The 23,057-nt window shown below is 39.7% G+C and carries 22 protein-coding genes; 10 read left to right on the top strand and 12 right to left on the bottom strand.

Translation table 11 applies throughout. The annotated features are described in order from the left end of the window. Positions 1-73: 73 nt before the first annotated feature. On the bottom strand, positions 74-592 hold the full coding sequence (locus BFS30_RS02025; RefSeq protein ID WP_069377743.1) for a glycosyltransferase family 2 protein: 519 nt from the start codon (positions 590-592) through the stop codon (positions 74-76). A 147-nt stretch (positions 593-739) separates the two neighbouring features. Here BFS30_RS02025 and BFS30_RS02020 point away from each other — a divergent pair, with 147 nt between their 5' ends. Continuing rightward, on the top strand, positions 740-1,021 hold the full coding sequence (locus tag BFS30_RS02020) for a hypothetical protein (RefSeq protein ID WP_069377742.1): 282 nt from the start codon (positions 740-742) through the stop codon (positions 1,019-1,021). 257 nt (positions 1,022-1,278) lie between these two features. Here BFS30_RS02020 and BFS30_RS02015 read toward each other — a convergent pair whose 3' ends face one another. Further along, positions 1,279-2,382 (bottom strand): C1 family peptidase, encoded by a 1,104-nt coding sequence (locus BFS30_RS02015; protein WP_069377741.1) that lies wholly within the window; start codon positions 2,380-2,382, stop codon positions 1,279-1,281. Positions 2,383-2,536: 154 nt separating this feature from the next. Next, entirely contained in the window at positions 2,537-3,175 is a 639-nt protein-coding gene (locus BFS30_RS02010; RefSeq protein WP_069382243.1) for an outer membrane beta-barrel protein, read from the bottom strand. Positions 3,176-3,575: 400 nt separating this feature from the next. On the opposite strand from BFS30_RS02010, the gene BFS30_RS02005 reads away from it, so the two are divergent. Continuing rightward, complete coding sequence (locus tag BFS30_RS02005; RefSeq protein WP_069377740.1) at positions 3,576-5,090, top strand: glycoside hydrolase family 130 protein; 1,515 nt, start codon at positions 3,576-3,578, stop codon at positions 5,088-5,090. Here the strand turns inward: BFS30_RS02005 and BFS30_RS02000 are convergent. Together BFS30_RS02000 and BFS30_RS01995 are read right to left on the bottom strand one after the other, a co-directional pair. Further along, complete coding sequence (locus BFS30_RS02000; protein WP_069377739.1) at positions 5,080-6,093, bottom strand: glycosyltransferase family 4 protein; 1,014 nt, start codon at positions 6,091-6,093, stop codon at positions 5,080-5,082. The genes BFS30_RS02005 and BFS30_RS02000 overlap by 11 nt on opposite strands. Positions 6,094-6,095: 2 nt before the next feature. Further along, entirely contained in the window at positions 6,096-8,390 is a 2,295-nt protein-coding gene (locus BFS30_RS01995) for a glycosyltransferase family 4 protein (RefSeq protein ID WP_069377738.1), read from the bottom strand. 138 nt (positions 8,391-8,528) lie between these two features. Between BFS30_RS01995 and BFS30_RS01990 the strand changes: the two genes are divergently transcribed. Next, positions 8,529-9,731: an MFS transporter gene (locus tag BFS30_RS01990; RefSeq protein ID WP_069377737.1), complete on the top strand. Its 1,203-nt coding sequence runs from the start codon at positions 8,529-8,531 to the stop codon at positions 9,729-9,731. A 115-nt stretch (positions 9,732-9,846) separates the two neighbouring features. Here BFS30_RS01990 and clpB read toward each other — a convergent pair whose 3' ends face one another. Then, complete coding sequence (gene clpB, locus BFS30_RS01985) at positions 9,847-12,441, bottom strand: ATP-dependent chaperone ClpB (RefSeq protein ID WP_069377736.1); 2,595 nt, start codon at positions 12,439-12,441, stop codon at positions 9,847-9,849. A 398-nt stretch (positions 12,442-12,839) separates the two neighbouring features. On the opposite strand from clpB, the gene BFS30_RS01980 reads away from it, so the two are divergent. The 4 genes from BFS30_RS01980 to BFS30_RS01965 all read left to right on the top strand — a co-directional run bounded on the left by BFS30_RS01980 (position 12,840) and on the right by BFS30_RS01965 (position 15,934). Further along, positions 12,840-13,181, top strand: a complete 342-nt coding sequence (locus BFS30_RS01980) for a DUF1801 domain-containing protein (RefSeq protein WP_069377735.1) — start codon at positions 12,840-12,842, stop codon at positions 13,179-13,181. A 12-nt stretch (positions 13,182-13,193) separates the two neighbouring features. Then, a complete protein-coding gene (locus tag BFS30_RS01975) occupies positions 13,194-14,414 on the top strand; it encodes an MFS transporter (RefSeq protein ID WP_069377734.1) in 1,221 nt (406 codons plus the stop codon). Between the two features lie 120 nt (positions 14,415-14,534). Next, the gene (locus BFS30_RS01970; RefSeq protein ID WP_208603022.1) at positions 14,535-15,275 is read left to right on the top strand and encodes an endonuclease/exonuclease/phosphatase family protein; all 741 of its coding nucleotides are present in this window, start codon (positions 14,535-14,537) and stop codon (positions 15,273-15,275) included. 62 nt (positions 15,276-15,337) lie between these two features. Further along, a complete protein-coding gene (locus BFS30_RS01965; protein ID WP_069377732.1) occupies positions 15,338-15,934 on the top strand; it encodes a hypothetical protein in 597 nt (198 codons plus the stop codon). Between the two features lie 59 nt (positions 15,935-15,993). On the opposite strand, the gene BFS30_RS01960 is transcribed toward BFS30_RS01965, so the two are convergent. Together BFS30_RS01960 and pyrE are read right to left on the bottom strand one after the other, a co-directional pair. After that, complete coding sequence (locus BFS30_RS01960) at positions 15,994-16,392, bottom strand: SRPBCC family protein (protein WP_069377731.1); 399 nt, start codon at positions 16,390-16,392, stop codon at positions 15,994-15,996. A gap of 7 nt (positions 16,393-16,399) precedes the next feature. Further along, the gene (pyrE, locus tag BFS30_RS01955) at positions 16,400-17,059 is read right to left on the bottom strand and encodes an orotate phosphoribosyltransferase (RefSeq protein WP_069377730.1); all 660 of its coding nucleotides are present in this window, start codon (positions 17,057-17,059) and stop codon (positions 16,400-16,402) included. Between the two features lie 381 nt (positions 17,060-17,440). On the opposite strand from pyrE, the gene BFS30_RS01950 reads away from it, so the two are divergent. Beyond that, complete coding sequence (locus BFS30_RS01950) at positions 17,441-18,073, top strand: NUDIX hydrolase (RefSeq protein WP_069377729.1); 633 nt, start codon at positions 17,441-17,443, stop codon at positions 18,071-18,073. Here the strand turns inward: BFS30_RS01950 and coaD are convergent. From coaD to BFS30_RS01935, 3 genes are read right to left on the bottom strand one after another with little or no spacing between them, the layout of a single operon-like run. After that, a complete protein-coding gene (gene coaD / locus BFS30_RS01945; RefSeq protein WP_069377728.1) occupies positions 18,044-18,505 on the bottom strand; it encodes a pantetheine-phosphate adenylyltransferase in 462 nt (153 codons plus the stop codon). The genes BFS30_RS01950 and coaD overlap by 30 nt on opposite strands. A gap of 5 nt (positions 18,506-18,510) precedes the next feature. Beyond that, the gene (locus tag BFS30_RS01940; protein ID WP_069377727.1) at positions 18,511-19,053 is read right to left on the bottom strand and encodes an RsmD family RNA methyltransferase; all 543 of its coding nucleotides are present in this window, start codon (positions 19,051-19,053) and stop codon (positions 18,511-18,513) included. Further along, positions 19,044-19,874, bottom strand: a complete 831-nt coding sequence (locus BFS30_RS01935) for a DUF3822 family protein (RefSeq protein ID WP_069377726.1) — start codon at positions 19,872-19,874, stop codon at positions 19,044-19,046. Before BFS30_RS01935 ends, BFS30_RS01940 begins: the two co-directional genes overlap by 10 nt. Positions 19,875-19,942: 68 nt before the next feature. On the opposite strand from BFS30_RS01935, the gene BFS30_RS01930 reads away from it, so the two are divergent. Continuing rightward, positions 19,943-21,376 (top strand): ATP-dependent DNA helicase, encoded by a 1,434-nt coding sequence (locus tag BFS30_RS01930; RefSeq protein WP_069377725.1) that lies wholly within the window; start codon positions 19,943-19,945, stop codon positions 21,374-21,376. Positions 21,377-21,402: 26 nt separating this feature from the next. Beyond that, positions 21,403-22,092 carry an MCP four helix bundle domain-containing protein gene (locus tag BFS30_RS01925; RefSeq protein ID WP_069377724.1) on the top strand — a complete coding sequence of 230 codons (690 nt, stop codon included), beginning with the start codon at positions 21,403-21,405 and terminating at the stop codon, positions 22,090-22,092. A gap of 1 nt (position 22,093) precedes the next feature. On the opposite strand, the gene BFS30_RS01920 is transcribed toward BFS30_RS01925, so the two are convergent. Then, on the bottom strand, positions 22,094-22,972 hold the full coding sequence (locus BFS30_RS01920) for an AraC family transcriptional regulator (RefSeq protein WP_237028696.1): 879 nt from the start codon (positions 22,970-22,972) through the stop codon (positions 22,094-22,096). Positions 22,973-23,057: the final 85 nt, after the last annotated feature.

The raw sequence follows: 23,057 nt of genomic DNA, 5'->3' as shown, positions 1-23,057 counted from the left end.
TGGTTTATATAAATATAGAGTTCATAAATATCTTCAATATGATACAGACATTTTTCAGATTCAAGAAATAGGATTAATGGAGTGTCTTCAAGACGGTTAGTGGCTTGGTAAGGATGCTGTTTATCAGTTCTTTTTCGCATAAAAGAGTTCCACTCCAGTTATAAGAAACAGAAAGGTAAGCTATGCTTGTCGCCTTATTGTACAATATTACTCTTCTGATCATACTGGCTTTGTATTGTTGATCGCTTAAAATGGTGTTCATCTGATAAGTAAGTCGTTCCGGATGGTGCCAGTCGTCATCGTCCCAGGTGCATATATAGTTTCCGTTTGCATTTGTAACAGCAAGATTTCTTGCGCTTCCTAAACTTTCTTCTTTCTCTCGTTCCACTTGTATAATGTTTAATTGCGACAGCCTGATAACTTTTTCTATCAGATTTCTGCTGGTTTCATCTGTACTGGGGTAGGAGATTACCAGTTCTTTGTTTGGATAATCCTGATGTTCAAAGCTGATAATGGATTTGAGCAACAACTCTGGACAGTTGTGTGTAATACAGATACAGGAAATTAACGGATATTCATATTTTGTTTTCATGATTTTATACTCATTGAAGAAGTTTTATAACGTAATTTAATGAAGATTTCATGTCTCTAACAGGGGTAATTGTCCCAAAAAAATGTGTTTGAAACCAAGAAATCAAATTCTTTGTAACTTGAATAAAACCAACTTGAAACGCTAGTTATGAAGATACATTTGATCAGCTATGGGGATGTGATGTATAAAGTGCAAAGAGAGTTTTTTAAGGAGTCAGCGTTATTCTCTTCATTTTTTGACGAAGTAACCATATTTACACGAGAGGATATAGACGGGGAATTTGCTGCGGGATTTCAAGAGATACTTCAATTCCCGAGAGGAGGGGGGTATATGATCTGGAAACCTTATTTTATTAAGAGAGCCCTTGATGCGCTTAAGGAAGACGATATTCTGATTTATTGTGATGCAGGTTGTATGATTAATGATTAGGGGAAAGAGACCCTGGATTTATTGCTCATCGGCATGACCAAAGTATCTTCAGCGTAATTCTGAAAACATACGGAGCAGAGGTGTTGCTGGATGAAACTTACTTTAACGACTTTATGAGGGAGGGACAATTTTTTCCTTTCTGGGCAACCCGGATGGGCTACTTCTAAGAAGAGTAATGTTAAAAAAAATGTTCTTTCAGTCCTGTAAATCTTTCTTTTAAAGATTCGAAAACCGAAAGAACATTTTTTAAGTATAATTTATAGACCTAATTTCTTCTTTAATTCTTTGCTTAATGCCGCTTTAGGCACGACTAAACTTACTGTATTGATTGCAAAATAAGGTTCCGAAACTTCGATATATCCTTTGAACGGGCCTACGTCACCCCATGAGTTTTTGACTTTAAAGAAGTATTTTCCATCGCTGGACTGATCTAAGCCAGTTAGATGCATCAGGTGGTCATCCTGGGTAGTTAGGTCTTCGTATAACTGCTGACGTATTTCCGGGGAATATGCTTTTTCTTTTGCATTTGGGTTCAATGTTTCTGCTTTTACATCCGCATCATCGGCGAACATCATGGCATATCCTTTCTTTTGCTGAAAATTCTTACTGCTTACATCCGCATCCCACATCACAGTATATCCCTCTTTAAGTGCTGATTTAGTTAGATTTATCATCTCATTTAGAGGGAGGTTGTAGAAAGACCCGTTTGCAAAATTGTCCGGAGCTTCAAGAATGAATGGCATGTAATAAGGGTGGTGGGTAAACGAGGAGATGTTTACATAATCGTTCGCATCAAACTTTAATACCTCTTTAGCAAAGGTCTTTGCATTATAATTTTTTCCTTTATACTCGAATGTTGCCGGAGGAGTACCCAGCTTCTGGTCCAGTATCTGCTCGTAACCTTTTAACCAGTTGGCATCAAGTGGACGTTTTTTTAGTATGCCATCAAGATAAGTCTTTAACGCTTCCTCCAGGCCGGTATGGTTTGGGATTTCTCCGCTTGCTCCCTGGAAAGCTTCCTGAGGCATTGCACCATACAGCGCGATGGCCCGAACCAGATCATGCCCCAATCCACCTTCTCCAAACTGTGCTTTTCCCTGACGGAGGATATAATTTTTGGCTTTTTCCAGGTAGATATTACGAGTGGTATACATCTCTGAAAGGTCAAATTCTCCCAATCCCTTGCGTAGTCCTTCGGATTCTATCAATGACGTGGTAGAATAGTTCCAGCATGTCCCTGTTTGTCCTTGATTTTTAACTGCTGTTGCAGCATTATCTTTAATGGTTTTTAAAGCGCTTTCCTGTGCATTTATGGAAAATGAAAATCCAATGCCACAGGCAATTAAAAGTATTTTTTTCATTAGTATAGTATTGTTTTTTTATGATTATGAAGTTTTGATCGCAGTAGTGAGCCGCTTTCAGCACTAAAATTAGAAAAAAATCCCTAAAAACAACAAGCCCGGACGATTTGCCCGGGCCTGTTTATCTAACAAAATCTAGATGAAGTAGAATTGCTTAAAAGTGTAACTGGATTCCGATTTTTGGAGAAAAGAAGTTAGCACCAAAGCTGAACTCATCATAACCAGCACCTTTAATTTTGTCGCCATTACCGTCTTCTTTACGTAGATTGTTGTAGTTTAATCCGTTCAATGCAAATTCAATACCGATCTTTTTAGTAGGATAGAATGCAAAACCTGGAGATAAGGCAACACCTATTTCAGTAGTAGAAGCTGTTTTTGCACCAACATTGCCCTCTGCATCTACTGCTTTGTCTTTACCAAATGCCATCGGAACAGATAATTGTCCAAAGAATTTGAAGGATTCAGAAAGGTTTGCATAATAGCGACCAAAAGGACTAACAACAAATGAGCTGTTCTTATTTCCGGAAATTACAGTATTGTTAGGTCCTGCAATACCGCTGGTTTTGCTGTAACCATAACCTACACCCGTACCAACTGCGAAGTTATCTGCCACGAAATAACCTACACTAGGAACGATCTGAAAATTTGTATTGGACTTAGCGCCCGCAGCATCGCTCTTTTTAGTGTCGAATGCAACATTACCACCTACCATAATTTTTCCTTTTTCAGTTTGTGCCTGAGAACTAAACGCGAATGCAGAAACTGCAACTAATGATAATAATAATTTTTTCATCTTCTTATTTTTTAATTGATTAACCAGGTCATTTTTTGTTTTATATATTCTGACCATTGATGTCATATAGTCAACCGCTGTGCCAAACAAAATATCTAATGAATAGCTTAAAATGAATGTTTTACCTAACTCGTTAATTAATAGTTGAATAAGAAATGTGAAAGAATTTCTTTATTATTTTACGATGACAATAGGTTTGTGTTTGTCATTTTAGCGTCTTGAAATTGTATATACGATTTGACTTATTTTGTAATAATGTCAGTTAATTTTGTGTGCTTTTTGGCACAAATGCTGACAAAAAGAATGTTTTCCAGAGCCCATGTCATATAGTTACTTGTTTTATTTGAAAATAATTCTAATTTCATAAAACCTTTTTACCCTTATGAAACGTTAATAACACATGAGATTATTAGTAGAACGAAAACCGGTTAAAGTCTATCCTGATCCAAAACGAGTGATCGCACGATTCTTTTTTAATGGAGATGAGAGAGCAGTAGAAGTAGTTAAACATGTAATGGCACTCTCTGATCAGGAAATATTTGGAATTATCTCCCCCTTGTTGCAGGAATATTCCAAACGTCATCGAAACATTACCAAAATCTTGACAAGACATTGTAAGAAGGTCGTGAATGCCATTAGAGATGCTGGCTTCGATCCTGAATCCCTGGATAAATACCAACGGCTATTAATAGGTTCGTATTTTACACATGAATATTCCATAGAATCGGCAGCCTTCTTTAATCCCTCTATTGTGGAAGACCCTGATCAATCTGAATTGGTAGAAGGAGAGAAAAGAGTTATTATTAGCTTCAGAGCGGTAGGTGAAGGGCATATTTCTTCCGTAGTTTTTCGCCGGGCGCTGATCGATCGGGATAACAACATCACTGTTATTCCTGCGGGAAATTATATTGATGAAGCGGAAGTCATAAAAAATGCGGTCTATAACAAGAAATTATTTCTGAAAAAGGCGGCAGATTCAAAGATCGATATTGAAATCCTGGATGAATTGGGACAAAAATTGGAAGAAAAATTCGATTATGCAACTTTACGCAGGATCATTTTGGATACTAAAAGTCACCAGGAAAATGACCTCAGGAAGTTAGAGTATGATAAGATTCTATGGTTGTCTGATACTTACCATGAAATCAGTTTCTCGAGGGATACAGACATCTCAGACCGTATCATCTTTCCAATCTCGGAATTTGAACGTAAAGGAATTGAAGATGCCCGTTTTGTCCGTTTTGTGAAAAATGATGGTTCAGTGGTTTATTACGCTACTTACACCGCGTTTGACGGCGCGATGATCATGCCTAAACTCTTGCAAACAACGGATTTTTATGATTTCAAAATCAGTCCTTTGCATGGGATTGGAGCACAAAATAAAAATCTTGCTCTTTTCCCCCGTAAAATAAATGGGAAATATGCCATGATGTCCAGGATTGATGGCTGGAATAATTACCTGATGTATTCTGATAAGTTAACCGTTTGGGACAATCCGGTAAAATTGCAATCGCCGATGTTCCCATGGGAATTTATCCAGATTGGTAATTGCGGTTCTCCGATCGAAACGAAAGATGGATGGCTGGTGATTACCCATGGGGTTGGACCAATGCGCCGTTATTGCCTGGGTGCCAGTTTATTCGATCTGGACGATCCATCTATTGAAATTGGCCGGCTGGATGAACCATTGGTGGTTCCAAATAATGACGAACGAGAGGGATATGTTCCTAATGTATTGTATTCCTGTGGTTCGATTATCCATAATGATGAGCTGATCATTCCTTATGGATTGTCGGATTATTGCTCTTCCTTCGCTTCAGTGAAGCTTGAATTACTGCTGGACAAACTAAAAAGCTCTTCCTGCGCAATTATAGCCAGGGAAAAAGCAGCTCTAAAAGAAGAAATTACGAAGTAGAAGATAAAATCTGATGGTAAAGGCTGATATAGTCCTTTACCATCCTTTCCTGAGAAAACCTGCTGACTGCCCATTCCTGGCAGTCCTTTCTGTTAATCGATCCTAACCTTGCAATAGCTTCAACCGCCTCTTCCACATCCTTTACTAAAAATCCGGTTTTACCATGTTTGATCAATTCCGGCATGGAACCTCTCTGATAAGCGACAACCGGAGTACCGCAAAGCATGGCTTCTGCAACGCTTAAACCAAATGGCTCCTCGAAGCTGATGGGGTGCAATAAGGCGCTGGCTTCCCTTAAAAGTTTATTACGCTGTTCCGGTCCGGCAGCACCTACAAATTCGATGTCAGCGTTTAAAAATGGCGCTATCCGATCTCTGAAATAGTCATGGTCTTGAATAATTCCTGCAATGATTAGTTTTCGGTTGCTTTGAATGGCAATTTGAATGGCTTCCGCAGTTCCTTTATCCGGGTGAATCCGGCCAAAAAATAAAAGATAAGCTTCAGGATGATTGTTAAAGACAAATGAAGAAGTGTCAATTCCGTTGTATACCGTTTTTAAATATTTAAGTGAGGGATGCCGGTCTGAATCACTAATGGAAACATAATATCCACCATTGTTGTATTTTTGATAAACAGGAATGATTTTTTCCGAAGAGAATCCGTGAATGGTTGTAATCATCGGTATTTTAATCAAATGGGAATAGCTGAGAGGAAGGAAGTCATAATGGTTATGAATCAGGTCGAATCCAGCTGCTTTTTCCATGAGGTTACTGATGTGTAAGCACTCGACCACTTTGGCATCCTGATCCCGGTTTTCCTCATAGCCTTGTTCGATTACGGCATCCAGCTTTCCGGAGGTCAGGGAATCTCCCGTTGCAAAGAGTGTCACCTCAATACCGGCTTTTACCAGTCCTTCGGTTAAGTTGGAAGCCATTTGTTCCCAGGGCCCGTAATGCCTTGGAGGAGTTCTCCAGGCCACAGGTGCTAATACTGCTATCTTCATGCTTAGATTAGTGGGTTATCTGCTTCTTTCTGAATGGAAAGTAAATCTCCGCTTTGTATATATTCGTATTCAGATTCTAAGGCCTGAAGAACCATCAGGTGTGAAATCCAATAAGCAAGCGTACTTTCAGCACCCTGGTTGCGATTTACACCATGAGGTTGCAATCCATCTCCACAACCCTTGGTTTCATGATCATATAAAGGAAGACGTAAGCTGTTTTCTCCTAAGAACCACTGATAACATAAATACATTTGTTTAATGTAAGTGAGTTCGTTCGTAATTTCATAGGCTTTGAAATACATCAGAACCATGGCCATCGTTTCTATTGCCTGCTGATCATACAAAGCCATTTCAGAACTTTCCCTAAAAAGCCATCCATCGTTGCCAACAGGATTTAAATAACCGTCGTTAAGTGTCTTTTGTGAAAGAAACTCCATGCTTTCCAAACCTATATGTAGAGATTCGGGATCTTTGCTGACCTCATAATGGCAGAATAAAGCGAGCGGAAGAATGCCGTTGTCATAAGTCATCTTTTCTTCAAACCAATGCCATTCCCGGGTTTTGTTTGTTTTATAGGAGGCTTTTAACGGAGCTACCAATAAATCCATGTGTTCTCTCATGTTTCCATCGTAAGGATGCGCTTCCAGGTATTTTGCCAGTCCGATAATGGTATTGGCAATTCCCCGCAGGTGACTCAGGTCTTTAAAGTGACTAGCCGATTTTAAGAAAAGATCCCGGGCAAACTCCCGGTATGAATTGTTGGGCGCATTGCTGATCAGATAACCAAGTGCCCAGACGGTACGACCGAAAGAATCCTCAGAACCAACTTCATCCAGATACTCTCTTTTGAAGCTCAGGAAATTTCTGAAATTTCCGTCCTCACGTTGCATGTACTGAATAAAACTAAGGTAAATAGGAAGCAATTCTAAGGCAACTTTGCTTTTGTTTTGCTGATAAGCCAGAATTCCAAGAATCAATGCCCTGGAATTATCGTCCAGGCAATAACCTTCCTTCAGATTTGGGATCCCATATTTTGCATGTTGAACAATTCCGGTATCATCGGTCAGTCTTTTGATATGGGCCAAGTTAAAGGCAGGCATCATATCCGGATCAATGATTTGCTTGCCAGCTTTCTCCATTTCCGACAGGTATTTGGAAACGGCTTCTTCCAGCACATCTATAAATACCTGCCCGGTATTTGGCCAGCGTAAGTGTAATCCATATTCGTAGGCATTAGCTTTAAGTGAATTCAGCTTCTCTTCATCCGCAAGCAATTCATTGACCACAACTGCCAGTCCTTCCGAATCCCTGAAATCAAATAGTCTGCCCCTGTTTTCCGCCAGTAATTCCTGAGCATGCCAATAGGGGGTAGAAATTACCGCAGAGCCTGATCCTACAGCATAAGATAAGGTTCCACTGGTGATCTGTGCTTCATTCAGATAAGGGGTGATGTACATCTCCGCTGCTGTGAGATAATCAAATAATTCCTCCTCGGAAACAAACTTATTGATAAAAGTAAGGTTAGCCTCTACATTTAGCTTCTTTGCCAGTCGCTTAAGGCTATCCCGATACTCTTCACCCGAGTTTTTCACTACACCCGGATGAGTAGTTCCAAGAATCACATACATCACATCAGGATGCTGGGCAACGATAGCGGGTAGTGCTTCAATCACGGTTTCCAGGCCTTTATTTCTGCTGATTAATCCAAAAGTAAACAGCACCCGTTTATTCTTGAAAGCCAGGGACTGTTTTACCGGGTTTTGAGTTTTTGCTTCTAGATCCGGTACACCATGTTCTATCAACTGTATTTTTGAAAATGGAATTCCATAAATACTGGTTAAAAATCCTACGGCTCTATGGCTCATGACCACTATCCGGGAAGAATGTTTGGCAATTTCCCTGATAATGGTAAGCTGCATGTAATTCGGATCTTTTAAGATCGTATGGAAAATGGTAATCAGTGGTTTCTTTAACCTCGCAATAAGCGGAAGGATATAAACACCGCTTTCTCCGCCATAAATCCCAAACTCATGTTCCAGAATACAGGCGTCAGCCAGACTGGTATTGATGTAATCAGCTGCCCTGATATAATCTTTTTGATTTTCCTGGCGGATGATGTATTTTACTTCTTTAGGGTATTCATATTCATCTAAACCCTCTGCATCATTCATCGCCACCACATAGCTATCGTCGGATACCGCTATTTTATCATGGCCGATTGCACGAAGCAGGTTATGATTAAAAGTTGCGATGCCGCATTCACGTGGTGGATAAGAAGAAATATAAGCGATTTTCATGTTGTATATGATTTGATGAGTTATGGTAATAACAATTCTAAATAGAGAATGTTTGTTGATCTTTCACTTTTATTTATCAAATAAGGAAAAAACTTAAACAAAACATTTTATACCTTTGGACGTAACAATAACTTTATCATGAATACTGCTCCTTCCACTGGGAAAATGGTTGAAAATACCGTCTTTCCGATCCTTTTTGCTATTAGTTTTTCACATCTGTTAAACGACACCATTCAATCTTTAATTCCAGCCATTTATCCGGTGATAAAAAAAAGTTATCACCTTAGTTTTTCTCAAATCGGACTGATTACACTGACGTTTCAAATGGCCGCATCTTTATTTCAGCCATTCGTGGGGATGTATACAGATAAAAAACCTCAACCATATTCCCTGGCTATCGGAATGGGTTTTACCTTAATTGGTCTGGTGATTTTATCTGTTTCTAATGGATTTTATATGATGCTGCTGTCAGTTGGGCTGATTGGAACAGGTTCTTCGATTTTTCATCCAGAAGCTTCCAGAATGGCTCATGCTGCATCAGGTGGTCGCAGAGGACTGGCGCAATCTATTTTCCAGCTGGGTGGTAATGCAGGAAGTTCTCTCGGACCATTGCTGGCTGCCTGGATCATTGTTCCTTTCGGACAGTTTAGTGTAATCTGGTTTTCATTGATTGCTTTACTGGCCATTCTGATTTTAAGCAGGGTAGGAAACTGGTATAAGGGGCATATGTTGAACAAGGCCAAACAAGGGGCTAAAGTAGAAACTGTAGTTAACACTTTCTCCAGAAAAAAGGTAATTCTGGCAGTATCGATCTTGCTCGTTCTGATTTTCTCGAAATATTTCTACATGGCCAGTCTGACAAGTTACTTTACTTTCTATGTAATAGATAAGTTCCAGGTATCTGTTCAAAGTTCACAGATCTACCTGTTTGTTTTCCTGTTCTCTGTAGCTGCGGGGACGCTGGTTGGCGGTCCTGTTGGAGACCGTTTCGGTCGTAAATATGTAATCTGGTTTTCCATCCTGGGGACCGCACCATTCGCATTAATGCTTCCTTATGCGAACTTGTTCTGGACTGGAGTATTGATTGTTCCGATTGGTATGATTCTGGCTTCCGCCTTCTCTGCGATTCTGGTTTATGCGCAGGAATTGATTCCCGGTAAAGTTGGGTTAGTAGCTGGCCTTTTCTTCGGCTTTGCCTTCGGAATGGGTGGAATCGGTTCGGCACTGCTGGGTAAACTAGCTGATAGTACAAGTATTGAATATGTTTTCCATGTTTGTTCATTCCTTCCGTTAATTGGATTGCTCACTGGATTCCTTCCTAATATTGAAGTGAAAAAATAACTAAAATGCGGAGCTCCTTTGTCGCATGCAATGCAATCGGGGGAGGTCATAAAAAAAGCCCGGATCGCTGTAATCTTATTTAAAATTTAGCGATCCGGGCTTTGTATATTTAAGATTAGCCGTTGTTTAAAAACACAAATTTGTGATCAAATGTATCAAGCTTGATTTTGCTGTCTTTATCGATCTTACCTGAAAGTATTTCTTTCGATAATTCGTTCAGAATTCTTTTCTGAATGACACGTTTTAGCGGTCTTGCTCCAAATTGCGGATCATAACCCAACTCTGCCAACCAATCCAGTGCTTCTACAGAAGCCTCAATCTCTACACCCATTTCGGCCAGAGTTGCCTGTACATGTTTAAATTGCAAGTCAACAATGTTTCTGATTTCGCTGCGGTTCAATGGAGTGAACATAATCAGTTCATCTATCCGGTTTAAAAACTCTGGTCTGATCGTTTGTTTCAGCAATTCAAACAATTCACTTTTTGTTTTTGCAATTACCTCATCACGGTTTTCATCGTCTAGTTTTTTAAAATTATCCTGAATCAAATGAGAACCAATATTAGAGGTCATGATGATGATTGTATTTTTGAAGTTAACTACACGACCTTTATTGTCAGTCAGACGCCCATCATCTAATACCTGCAACAGAATATTGAATACATCAGGATGAGCTTTTTCAATTTCATCCAGCAATACCACTGAATATGGTTTTCTACGCACGGCTTCTGTTAATTGCCCACCCTCATCGTAGCCTACATATCCCGGAGGAGCCCCAATTAATCTGGATACTGCGTGCCGCTCCTGGTATTCACTCATGTCAATTCTGGTCATGGCATTTTCGTCATTAAACAGAAATTCTGCCAGTGCTTTGGCAAGCTCGGTTTTACCAACTCCGGTTGTTCCAAGAAAGATGAAAGAGCCGATGGGCTTACGTTTGTCCTGTAGTCCTGCTCTCGACCTACGGATGGCATCAGAAATGGCTTCTATGGCCTCATCCTGACCAGCTACACGTTTATGTAGTTCATCTTCCAGGTGTAACAGTTTCTCCCTTTCACTGGAAACCAGCTTTGTTACCGGAATACCTGTCCAGCGTGCTACAACACCAGCAATATCATCAGCGGTAACCTCTTCCTTCAGCATCCTGCTTTCGGTCTGGTGGCTCTCCAGTTCTGCCTTTAGTTTTTCTACCTTGTCCTGAGCTTCTTTAACCTTTCCATAACGGATCTCTGCAACCTTTCCATAATCACCTGCACGCTCCGCTTGTTCGGCTTCGAGTTTATAGTTTTCTATTTGCTCGATTTCTGTATTTATCCCATCTACGAGATCTTTTTCACTTTGCCATTTGGCTTTTAACTCATCACGTTCAGCAGATAGATTGGCAATCTCCTCTCCGAGGGATTTTACCTTTTTATCATCATTTTCTCTTTTGATTGCTTCGCGCTCAATCTCCAGTTGCATGATCTTCCGGTCTAATTCATCAACCTTTTCAGGAACGCTATCCATTTCGAGGCGGAGTTTAGAGGCTGCCTCATCCATTAAATCAATAGCTTTATCCGGTAAAAAGCGATCTGCAATATAGCGCTGCGACAATTCTACAGCAGCAATAATCGCCTCATCTTTAATGCGGACCTTATGGTGAGTCTCATAGCGTTCTTTTAATCCGCGGAGGATGGAGATTGCATCCTGAGTATCCGGCTCATCAACCATGACCTTCTGGAAACGGCGTTCTAAGGCTTTATCTTTTTCTAAATATTTTTGATATTCGTCCAGGGTAGTTGCACCGATCGCACGCAATTCGCCACGTGCCAAAGCAGGCTTTAAGATATTTGCTGCGTCCATGGCTCCTTCACCACCACCCGCACCTACAAGGGTATGGATCTCATCAATGAAAAGGATGATGTCCCCATCACTTTGAGTCACCTCTTTTACAACTGCTTTTAAGCGTTCCTCAAATTCACCTTTATATTTTGCTCCTGCAATTAGTGCCCCCATATCTAAGGAGAAAACAGTTTTTGTCTTCAGATTGGAAGGAACATCTCCTTTGATGATCCGGAAGGCAATACCCTCCGCAATGGCTGTTTTACCAACTCCTGGTTCACCGATGAGGATAGGGTTGTTTTTGGTACGCCTGGAAAGAATCTGGATCACTCTCCTGATTTCCTCATCACGACCAATTACCGGATCCAGTTTTCCTGACTCTGCATACTCGTTCAGGTTTCTAGCATATTTGTTTAAGGCATTATAAGTAGCTTCTGCATTCTGATCTGTTACATGACTAGAGCCTCTTAAGGCGACAATCGCCTTTTTCAGGTCTTTTTCGGTTACACCCTGGTCTTTTAATAATTTAGAAGTCTGATCATTTACGGAGAGCAGGCCTAATAACAGGTGCTCGACCGAAACAAACTCATCTTTGAATTCTTTGAGATATGACTGCGCTTTTTGTAAGGCAGAATTACTTCCTGAAGTTAAATATGGGCTACTGCCACTTACTTTCGGGAATTTGGCAATCTGACTGTCTAGATGCTGACCCAATACATTCAGGTTTACATTGAGTTTCTTTAAAACATAAGAAACTACATTTTCATCAACAGTGAGCAGCCCTTTTAGGATATGTGCTGTTTCAATAGCTTGTTGCTGATTGCCCTGAGCTATTTCAGAAGCCTGTTGAATCGCCTCCTGTGCTTTTATAGTAAAGTTGTTGAAGTTCATACCAGCAGATTAACAAAGCAGATGCCATATTGTTCTTTGAGGAAATATCGGAAATTATGTCTGTTAGGCTTGGGTGCTGATGACTAATTGTCTGATAAATAGTGGATTATGCTGAAAATATGTCTGATAAGTCCTTTGCAATCAGTACTTTATCTGTGTTTTTTTACCCGAATTCTCCTTACACTATATACAATAAGCAATATGGCTACTACTACAATACCGAGCTCCAGCGGATCCATTTTAAAAGAGAATAAGGTCATCAATAAATATACTTAAATCTTTTGCAATCATTATTAGAACTTTATCCTGATTTCTAACAATGATTAACTTTTTGGCCCGGAAAGGCAATTATTTCTTCTTAAATTTGCGTCTTCAGAAAGATATTTCAATCGATCGATATGCTGAATCCCCTGGAAAGCTTTTATTTTGGAAAAGAAGAACCTATAAGAAGCTGTTTGCTTACTTTGAGAGAGCTGATCTTAAAGCAAAATTCCCGGATGACCGCCGAATGGAAGTATGGAATGCCTTTTTTCTATTTTAAAGGTAAAATGTACTGTTACCTTTGGATTCATAAGAAACACGGGCATCCTTATATCGGAATAGCCAACGGAAATAAGCTTGATCACCCCGCGCTGTTAGCAGAGAAAAGGGCACGAATGAAAATCCTTTTGATAGACCCAAACAAAGACCTGGAAGTAGAAATGATCGAAAATATTTTACAGCAGGCATTGAATTTATAAAGAGGAGAGGAGATGAAGGAATTTTTACGTTTATATTTAGATGCATATCGTGGATTGTCTGCACCAGCATGGATGCTGGCGTTGGTGATGCTAATCAACAGAAGCGGTGCAATGGTGATCCCTTTTCTGGGAGTTTACATGATCAACCATTTGAGTTTTTCACTGGAGGATACAGGAACAGTATTGAGTTGTTTTGGTGTTGGGGCAGTTGCAGGTTCCTTTGCGGGAGGCTGGCTGACGGATAAGGTAGGACATTTTAAAGTTCAGCTTTTTAGCCTGATCCTTACTGTGCCCATGTTTTTTTTGCTTCCTGAACTCAATACAGTAATAAAACTGGCTGTTGGAGTATTTGTTTTAAGTTTGATTTCTGAAACATTCAGACCAGCGAATTCAGTTTCTATAGCTTATTATTCCAAACCGGATAACATCATTCGTTCTTTCTCTCTGAATCGGATGGCGATGAATCTCGGGTTTTCCATAGGTCCGGCATTAGGTGGTTTCCTGGCAGCGATTTCTTATACATTCTTGTTTTATGGAAATGCTGTTGCTGCGTTTTTCTCGGCTATTTTATTCTTCCTTTATTTTAGAAATAGAAAGGGAGTTGAAAAAAAAGTAGCTGAACATACTGTTGAAAATCCAGAGATACCGGAACGTTCTCCGTATAAAGATGTACTATTTATGTTGTTCAGCATACTTTGTTCCATCTTTACGATTTGTTTTTTTCAGCTCTTGAGTACGCTTCCACTTTATTACAGATCGATATATCACATGACCGAAGCCAATATCGGAGTAATTCTGGCTTTCAGTGGTGTAGTTGTTTTTCTATTAGAAATGCTATTGGTTCATATTGCGGAGAAACGTTTATCCCCAAGGGATATTATTGTGTTGGGGACACTGTTGTGTGGTTTTTCATTTCTGATTCTTAACCTGGCGCATGGCATGTGGGTACTTTATCTGGCAATGTTTGTACTTTGTCTGGCAGAAATTCTGGCCATGCCTTTTATGGCAACCATCACCCTGCAAAGGTCAACAGTAAAAACCAGAGGAGCTTATATGGGCATCAATGCGCTTTGTGTTTCAGCGGCTCATGTGTTCTCTCCATTTTTAGGTACACGGGTAGCGGCTTTGTATGGGTTCCCGATATTGTGGTGGGGAACTGCAGTAGTCCTGTTGCTGACTTCCGTTGGGTTCTTCTTTGTAATGAAGAAAATGAAATTAAATACCATTAAATAATCTGTTCCGTTCCTTTTATAATTCGATTCATTGGCTCCTTCTTTTTTGTGCATTCGCAGGAATGCTTTGCTTCTCCTTTTTATTGTATGTTGTTTTCAAGTCTCCGCACAAAATATTAAGGTGTGCTCCTGGAACCTGAAAGATTTTGGTCAGTCTAAAACCGATGAGCACATCCGTTTCATCGCCAGTTCAGTGAGGCGCTTTGATGTGGTGGCGATTCAGGAAGTTGTTGCCGGGTACGGTGGACCAAGAGCGGTGATCAGATTAGCAGAGGAATTAAACCGTAGCGGAGAACGATGGGAATATACTTTTAGCCATGGTACTTCCAGCGACCGTTATAGTAAAGAAAGATATGCTTTTATCTGGAAAAGCAGAAAACTGAAAAAAGTAGGAGAGGCATGGCTGGAGAAAGACTATCATTTGATGATTGAGAGAGAGCCTTATTTTGCCAGGTTCAAAGCGGGTAAAAAGACATTTACATTGAGTTCCTTTCATGCACGTCCAAAATCTAAACAACCGGAAACGGAAATCAAGTATTTCAAATTTCTTCCCGATTTGTATCCTGAAGATGTTTTGATTTTTTGCGGGGACTTTAACCTTCCACAATCCCATACGGTTTTTAATCCACTGAGGAAAATGGGCTACACTTCGGCAATGGTGAAGCAGAAAACTTCCCTGAAACAACGTTGTATTAACGACGACTGTCTGGCATCAGAGTATGATAATTTCTTCTATCCAGAAGATAAATTAAGAATTACTGACACAGGGATCGTCCCCTTTTATACCGATTTTCTGGATTTAAAGGAAGCCAGAAAGATCTCAGACCATGTACCAGTATACCTGGAATTCTCTTTGAATTAACCATAAGGGGTAACATTTTCTGTTCCTGATTGATATCGATATATAAATCAAGAACGAAAACAATGAAAAAGCTAATCTCCTCTCTCGCCGGTATTCCTTTTTCTATCCTGACTCAGCAATTTCCGGAAGCACCGATGTGTTTTTATGTACTAAAAACACTGACCTCTGTTTTTTTATCAGGTAAAGAATACCGTAACATCCTGGCTATGGATCTGAAGACTCATGCCTGTCAGTTTAATGCTGAACAGCCCATTTTAATTACTAAAGTTGGATACCGGGCCTGGAAGCCGGGAATTACTTACCGTATCGCCTTATGGCAGGTTGGGAGAGCAAAAGCATTGGGCACATGTCTGGTAAAACCGGAATATGTTTCTTCTATTCAATTTTTTACGCTCAGAAATCCTGTTGAAATCTATCCAGAACATACCTATTATATTAGCCGGACGTATGTTTCGGGTGGTCCTCATCATAACATAACTGATTATGTAGGTTGGTTAAGTAACAAGGAAGGTGCTCCTGTATATCCGCTCAAGCAAGATGCAGTTACTTTTTCGAATGGTTTTTTTAGCAATGAGCAAAATCCGTTGCTAAGCGACGGGATCTCTGATATCAGTACCCGAACTTTATTGCCTTTGATTGACTTCGAATATCAATATTAAAAAAGAAGCGGCTATCCTTAAAAGGGTAGCCGCTTCTCTATATTTTATAACTTATTAAGTTACTTCAAGACTTCCGCAAGACGCTCAGTCTGATGATTGGCAAGTTTCTGTAAAGGACCAGCCGCAAGCATCTTCATCATCATATTCAAATCTGCAGAGATGATATGTTTCGCGGTAGTACCGCCGTTTCCATTATCTGCAACTGTCCATTTCAATTCCAGGTCAAAAGGCGCTTTTTCTGTAGGAATAGCTATTAATTCCTGATTCTCTACGCGGCTGGAAATTTTAATCGCCAATTTGGCCATATTCTGAATGGTGAAGCTGGCTTCATCATTGGTAGATGACCAGTTGTAGATATTTTCCGGCATCAATTGCTGATGGTTGTTCAAATCAGCTAAAAATGCGTAGACTTTCTCTACGGCTTGGTTGATATCCGTAGTACTTTCGATAACTGTCATTATGATCTTAGGTTAATTGTTCTAATTCTTTTCCCCAATCTGCAGGGTTTCTACGCCATTTGGCCAATAGATCTACATCGTTTTGAGCAATGAAGCTATGTTCAGCAGCATATTCAATCAATGTATTGTAATTAGATAAAGTTGCGAAGCGACATTTAGCCGCTTTGAAATTTTCTTCCGCCTGATCAAAGCCATAAGTGAAGATAGAGACTAAGCCTGCAACAGAAAGTCCTGCATTTCTCAATGCATCTACTGCCTGTAAACTGCTTTTTCCGGTAGAAATCAAATCTTCTACTACCACTACGCGTTGTCCTTCAACAATTTCTCCTTCAATCAGACTTCCAGTGCCGTGTTCTTTTGCTTTAGCTCTTACATAAGCAAAAGGTAATCCCAATTCCTGAGCAACAAGAACCCCCTGAGGGATACCTGCAGTAGCTACACCCGCAATCAGATCCACAGAACCAAATTCTTCCTGAATCAATTGTGTCAGTTTTTGTCTGATGTATGTTCTCACCGAGGGATGGGAAAGTGTAACTCTATTATCGCAATAAATAGGAGATTTCCAACCCGAAGCCCATGTAAATGGATTGTTAGGCTGTAACTTTATTGCTTTTATTTGTAATAAAAATTCAGCTACCTTTAATTCAATATCACTTTTATTATACATGCTCCAAAATTACAGAATTTCATACGTTTGTCCTAGCACTACTTTCAGTAATGTGAGAAACAAAGCATAAAAATCATCGTTTAAATGTTTCTTATTTAGCGTCAAATGTCGGGATTTATTGTTGGGAAGAAAAACTGTTTTTTACCATCCTTTGAGAATCAATAGAATAAGAAGTAAAATAGCGGTTAATGGGGATTGTCTCGCTTCTTCCCTAAGCGCCATGGAAAATTGAATAAATATTTATAATTTTAAAAATTAAAACATCCAGGTGATTTTGTAGAATTTCCCATTGAAAACCCCTTTAGAATGCTATTCAAAGGGGTGTGTTGTTTCTGTGGGAAATTAAAAGGCCTGCTATTAAAACCATTTTGAGCGTTTACAATGAAAAATTATAGAATTTATATCAACGACACTACCCTGTTTATTGCGGATGAAAAACCTAAGCAGGATAAAGAAATTCAGCAAATTGACGTTCAAAATTTTGACTTTAAAAAGTTCTATAAAAGCATTGGCCCTGATGCTAAAAAAGACTATTTACTATTGGATGCCGATCCTCAGCAATTGTTCCGGAAGATTAAAAAAAGCCTGACCTTGATTAAAGCAGCTGGTGGCCTGGTAAAAAGCGCCAACGGTAATTATCTGTTTATCTTTAGAAACAAAAAGTGGGATTTACCTAAAGGTAAGGTGGAGAAGGATGAAAAGATGAAAGAGGCCGGATTAAGAGAAGTTGAGGAAGAGTGTGGAGTGAAAATCTATACCAATGATGAGAAACTCTGTAAAACCTATCATGTATATACGATCGGCAGCAAATTGGTTCTAAAGAAAACCAACTGGTACAGTATGACAGTTAAAGGAGAGCCAAAACTGATTCCTCAAAAGGAAGAAGGCATTACTAAAGCCAGCTGGTTAAGTAAATCAGAACTGGCTCCGGTATTGAGCAATACCTATCCTTCTATCATACAAGTATTGGAAGTAGGGGCTTTATTAGAGGAAAGCAATAGCATCCTTGGGTAGAAACTGACTTACATCTCCATTATTACGCAGAATATCTCTGACAATCGTAGAACTGATTGCGGAGTATTCCGGTTTACTTAAGATGAAAATGGTTTCCATTTCAGGCATCATGGTCTGGTTGATTTGTGCAATGGCACGTTCATACTCAAAATCACCTACAGACCGGATGCCACGAACCATATATTGTGCGTTTATCTTTCTGCAGAAATCAACCGTTAGCCCTTCATAAAGCTGAACATCAACCTTAGGCTCATTTACAAAGACTTTTTTCACAATCTCTTCGCGTTTTTCTGCAGAGAGAAAGCTTTGCTTGGAACTGTTCAATCCGATACCAACCACCACCTTATCAAAAAGTGGGAGGGAGCGTTTCAGGATGTCAACATGGGCAATGGTAATGGGGTCAAATGATCCGGGAAACAGGGCAATCTTCATAGCGATTATTTAGTGGTTTTTTCAAAAAAACTGAAAGAGGAATTACCATACCTTCTGGTTTCCTTAAAACCAGGCTGATCCTTAAGTTTTAGCAAGGAGGGATGCTCAACAATGAGTAGGCCATTGTCTGTCAGTAGATTGTTTTTCATCACCAGCTGAGGGATCAGAGGAATGGTAGGTAAATCATATGGTGGATCAGCAAAGATAATCTGGTAGGATTTATGATGTGCTTCCAGAAACTTAAATACATCAGCCTTCTGTACATTTATAGTCTCAAGCTCATATTTGGCAATAACAGATTTTACCCAGTAGATGCAGCCCGAATGTTTATCGACGGAAGTTACCTGTTTGATTCCCCGTGAGGCAAATTCAAAACTGATGTTTCCGGTACCACAAAAAAGATCGAGCACATCGCAACTGTCAAAATCGTAGGTATTGTAAAGGATATTAAAAAGAGCTTCTTTGGCCATATCTGTGGTGGGCCTTACCGGTAAGCTTTCCGGGGCATTGAAACGGATGCCTTTCAATGTACCGCCAATTATTCGCATATATCAAGGGCTAGCAGGCTGCTGTAATAATGAGCAGGCATGTCGTCTAAAATTTTGTGATCTACCTGACCACTTAAGGGAGTATTGAAGCTGATCATTTTGAAATATTTAGCGATGCATTTATAATAATGATCATTTTCATGAATAATACCGCTTAACTGCACGTTCATTTCCTTCGTGTTAAGCTGAAGCTGGTTAATGATCAGTAATAGGTAATAGTTAAACTCTTCTGCATGCGCTATCTCATAATAATTACGGAAAACCAATTGTTCTCCTTCTGTAATCACGACATTAAATGAAGCGGCTGTAAAGTCAAGGATCATAGATTTACGGGCCTGCTCTTTAGCCATTGCGAGTACTGGTGCCACCTGGTCAAACAGTTTGCAGCTCAGTAAGGAATCTGCCAGGGTTTCATCAATAAAGCGGTGTAAAGTAAAAATCGAAGTAAAACCATAGCTACTGAATGGTCTTACATACAGGTTGTCTGACTGCTCTTCCGTAAAAAACTTAGCGTATTGATCCAGATTTTGCGCATCAAATAAGTCATTTGGAATGGAAATGGAGTTCTCTGTATAAACAGCAACCTTAATCTCTTTAAATGGAAGATTTAAATAACTGTCGTTTTTTAATTTTGCAGAAAGATCACGGGAGATATTGTCGGACTCTTGCTGGTCATATACGGCTTTTAACTGACTCGTGGTTTTATCAATAATGGCATAAGAAAAGCTATCTGCTGTAATCTTTAATAATAAATTGCAGTCTGGCGCAGTACTAGGATCAAATTCCGGATCGACTAATAATATGCTGTTTTTATGGCTCATCTCTATCAAATTATTTAAGATCAAAATTAATCCTTTTTTCTATAACATCACCATTGCATCTTTGTTAAATGGATAAAGCTTCAATTATAGCGCAATCTTATGCGTTTACACCAACCGCTGAGCAACTTGTTTTTTGCAGGGAGATGGCTTCTTTTCTATCCCAAAGACTGGATGACCAGTGTTTTATCCTAAGGGGTTATGCCGGAACCGGAAAAACAACTTCTGTAGCCGCTCTGGTAAAGGCACTTCCTATGTTCGGACTGAAGGCAGCGTTATTAGCGCCAACCGGGAGGGCGGCGAAGGTGATGAGTAACTATACCGGCAATAAAGCGCTTACCATCCATAAAAGAATTTACAGAAAAAGATCTGCAGCATCCACGGATATGTCCTTTCAGATTGCGCCGAATTTAGCCGAGTATACATTGTTTATCATAGATGAAGCCTCTATGATTGCAGATGAATGGAATACCCAGACGGGTTCTTCTTTTTTGAAAGACCTGATGGAATTTGTTTACAACGGTAAAAATTGTGCTGCCGTGTTTGTCGGAGATACTGCTCAGCTTCCTCCGGTTGGCAGTATCGATAGTCCGGCTTTAAACAGAGAATATATGATGGGTAACTTTGCTCTGGAAGTGAAAGCCGTGGAACTTCAGGAGGTGGTCAGGCAGGAGAAAGAATCCGGGATCCTGGCCAATGCAACCATGTTACGGAAATTAATCAATGAAGAGCAGGAGAACGCGGATAGTGTTGAACTTCCCCAGTTCATCACAAAAAATTATAAAGACATCTTCAGGATGACTGGTGTAAAGCTCGTAGAGGGACTGGAATACGCCTATCATAAATTCGGAATTGAAAACTCATTGGTGGTTTGCAGGTCTAATAAATCTGCAAATGTATATAACCAACAGATCCGTGCCCGTCTGTTGTATCGGGAAGAAGAACTGACCGGGGGGGACCAGATTATGGTAGTCAGAAATAATTATTTCTGGCTTCCTGACAATGAATCGGCAGCTTTTATTGCCAATGGAGATATGGCAAAGGTAGTACGGGTAAGGGGCGAAGAGGAACGTTATGGTTTCCGCTTTTCTGAAGTGCTGTTAGAGTTTATGGATTTTCCCGATGCAGGACAGATTACCTGTAAGGTGATGTTGGATACCCTGACCGCCGAAACCCCAAACCTCTCTTACGAGCAAAGCAATAAGTTATTTGAAGGACTTAATGAGGATTATGAGCATATTGCAAATAAAAGAGAACGGTTTAAAGCGATCAAAGAAGATCCTTACTATAATGCACTTCAGATTAAATTTGCCTATGCGGTAACCTGTCATAAAGCGCAGGGTGGACAATGGGATGCGGTATTTGTGGATCAGGGGTATTTAACGGAGGATATGATTGACCTCGATTTCCTGCGTTGGTTATATACTGGTGTAACCAGGGCAAAAAGAGAATTATTTTTAGTAAATTTTGCCCCTAACCTTTTTTCTTCCCCTTTAGAGGATTAATTCGTTACTAACCTATACTGAATGATATGAAATTTGCTTATTCTATAAAACAGAAAATGAAAATCGCCACGTTCCTGTTTGCAATTATGGCGTGTATGATTTTGATCAGAATTTTAGAGGATAAGAGTGTTAAAAGTATGAATGAGTCTTTTGTTTCCATGTATAATGACCGTCTGGTTCCTGCAACAGATCTGTTTTATATTGCAGAGAATATCTTTGAAAAAAAATATACCCTGGATAGCTTTCTTTATTCCGGGAACCTTTCTCATTCCAATGCCACAGGACTTAAAGATCAGGTGAATTCTCTTAATTCTACCATCGATTCTCTTCTGAAAAAATATGAAAAGACTTTTCTGGTAAAAAAAGAAAAACAACAACTAACCGAGTTGAAAGCACGCTTGGCTAGTCTTATCGCAGCAGAACAACATGTGATGGCGCTGAGCCTGAACCATACCCTGGAAGACGGACGAAAACTATATGAAACGGTAGGGAGAGAAAGCTCAATGAAAACACTCGAAAAACTTACCGACCTGATGAGTATTCAGACGCAGGTTGGTCAGGAATTGATTCAAAGCTCTGCCTCAATGGTGTCCAGAAGTAAGTTGTATTCTACTTTACAGATTGCTCTGGCTGTTTTGATTGGGATATTAATTGTAGGAATTATATCGGCCTCTAATGTCGTCCAGGTGAGGAATGATAAGTTCAATTTGAACTAAATTATATAAAAGACCTTGTCCCTGAAAAACTATCCCTGAACTCTTTGGGAGTGCAATTTTTTTTCTTTTTAAAAATCCGGTTGAAATTGGAAATGTTATTGAATCCGCATTTATAGGCAATCTCGGCTATGGTTTGTGTACTGGAAATGAGTAGTTTAGTAGCATGTCCTAACCTGATCTCATTCAGACTGTCAATAAAAGTGCTTCCTGTTCTCTTCTTAATAAACCGGCTGAAAGATACTTCCGGCATACTGGCTACTTTGGCGACTTCTTCCAGGGAAATTCCCCGGTTGTAATTGGCATTCATGTAATCAAAAGCTTTTTCTATTCGTCTACTGTTATAGTTGAACTGTTCGTTGTTAAAGCTGGAATTGGATAGCGTTCTCATGTTCCTGGAAATAGAGAGGTCATGTAAAATAGAAAAGAGTTCTAACACGGAATCAAAACCTTTCTTTTGATTCAAAGAGAGCAGTCTCGGGCTGAGTCTTTCAATGGTCTCTGCAGAAAAGAGAATTCCCTTCTGGGAGCGTTCAAACATATTGGAAATAAAATTCAGCTGGTTTCTTTTTAACAAACGCTCATCAAAAAGGTCCTTGTGAAACTGAATGGTAATCTCCAGAATCTCTTCACTTTTACATTGGTGAGTAAACCAGGCGTGGTAAAGGTTGGGTCCGATAAAGACAAGCTCTGCGTCTTCTATGGTGTCAATATGATCCCCGACAATCCGTTTTGCCCCTTTGGCATGAAGAATCAGGTTCAGCTCATATTCCTCATGATAATGAAGGGGAAAGTCGAAATCCTTCTTTGTCCTTGAAAAAATGGTAAAGCAATCGCTTTGGGTTAAAGGGGTGATTTCCCTGACTATGTTACTGCCCATCATATAAATATAACAATTTTGATATGAATTGATTATGTTTTGGTTAAAATAGTACTATGGTAAATTATGATTAATATCATGTATATGA

Origin of the sequence: Pedobacter steynii, assembly GCF_001721645.1 — a bacterium.
Lineage (GTDB): Bacteria > Bacteroidota > Bacteroidia > Sphingobacteriales > Sphingobacteriaceae > Pedobacter > Pedobacter steynii_A.
This window is presented reverse-complemented; position numbering and strand designations above follow the sequence as displayed.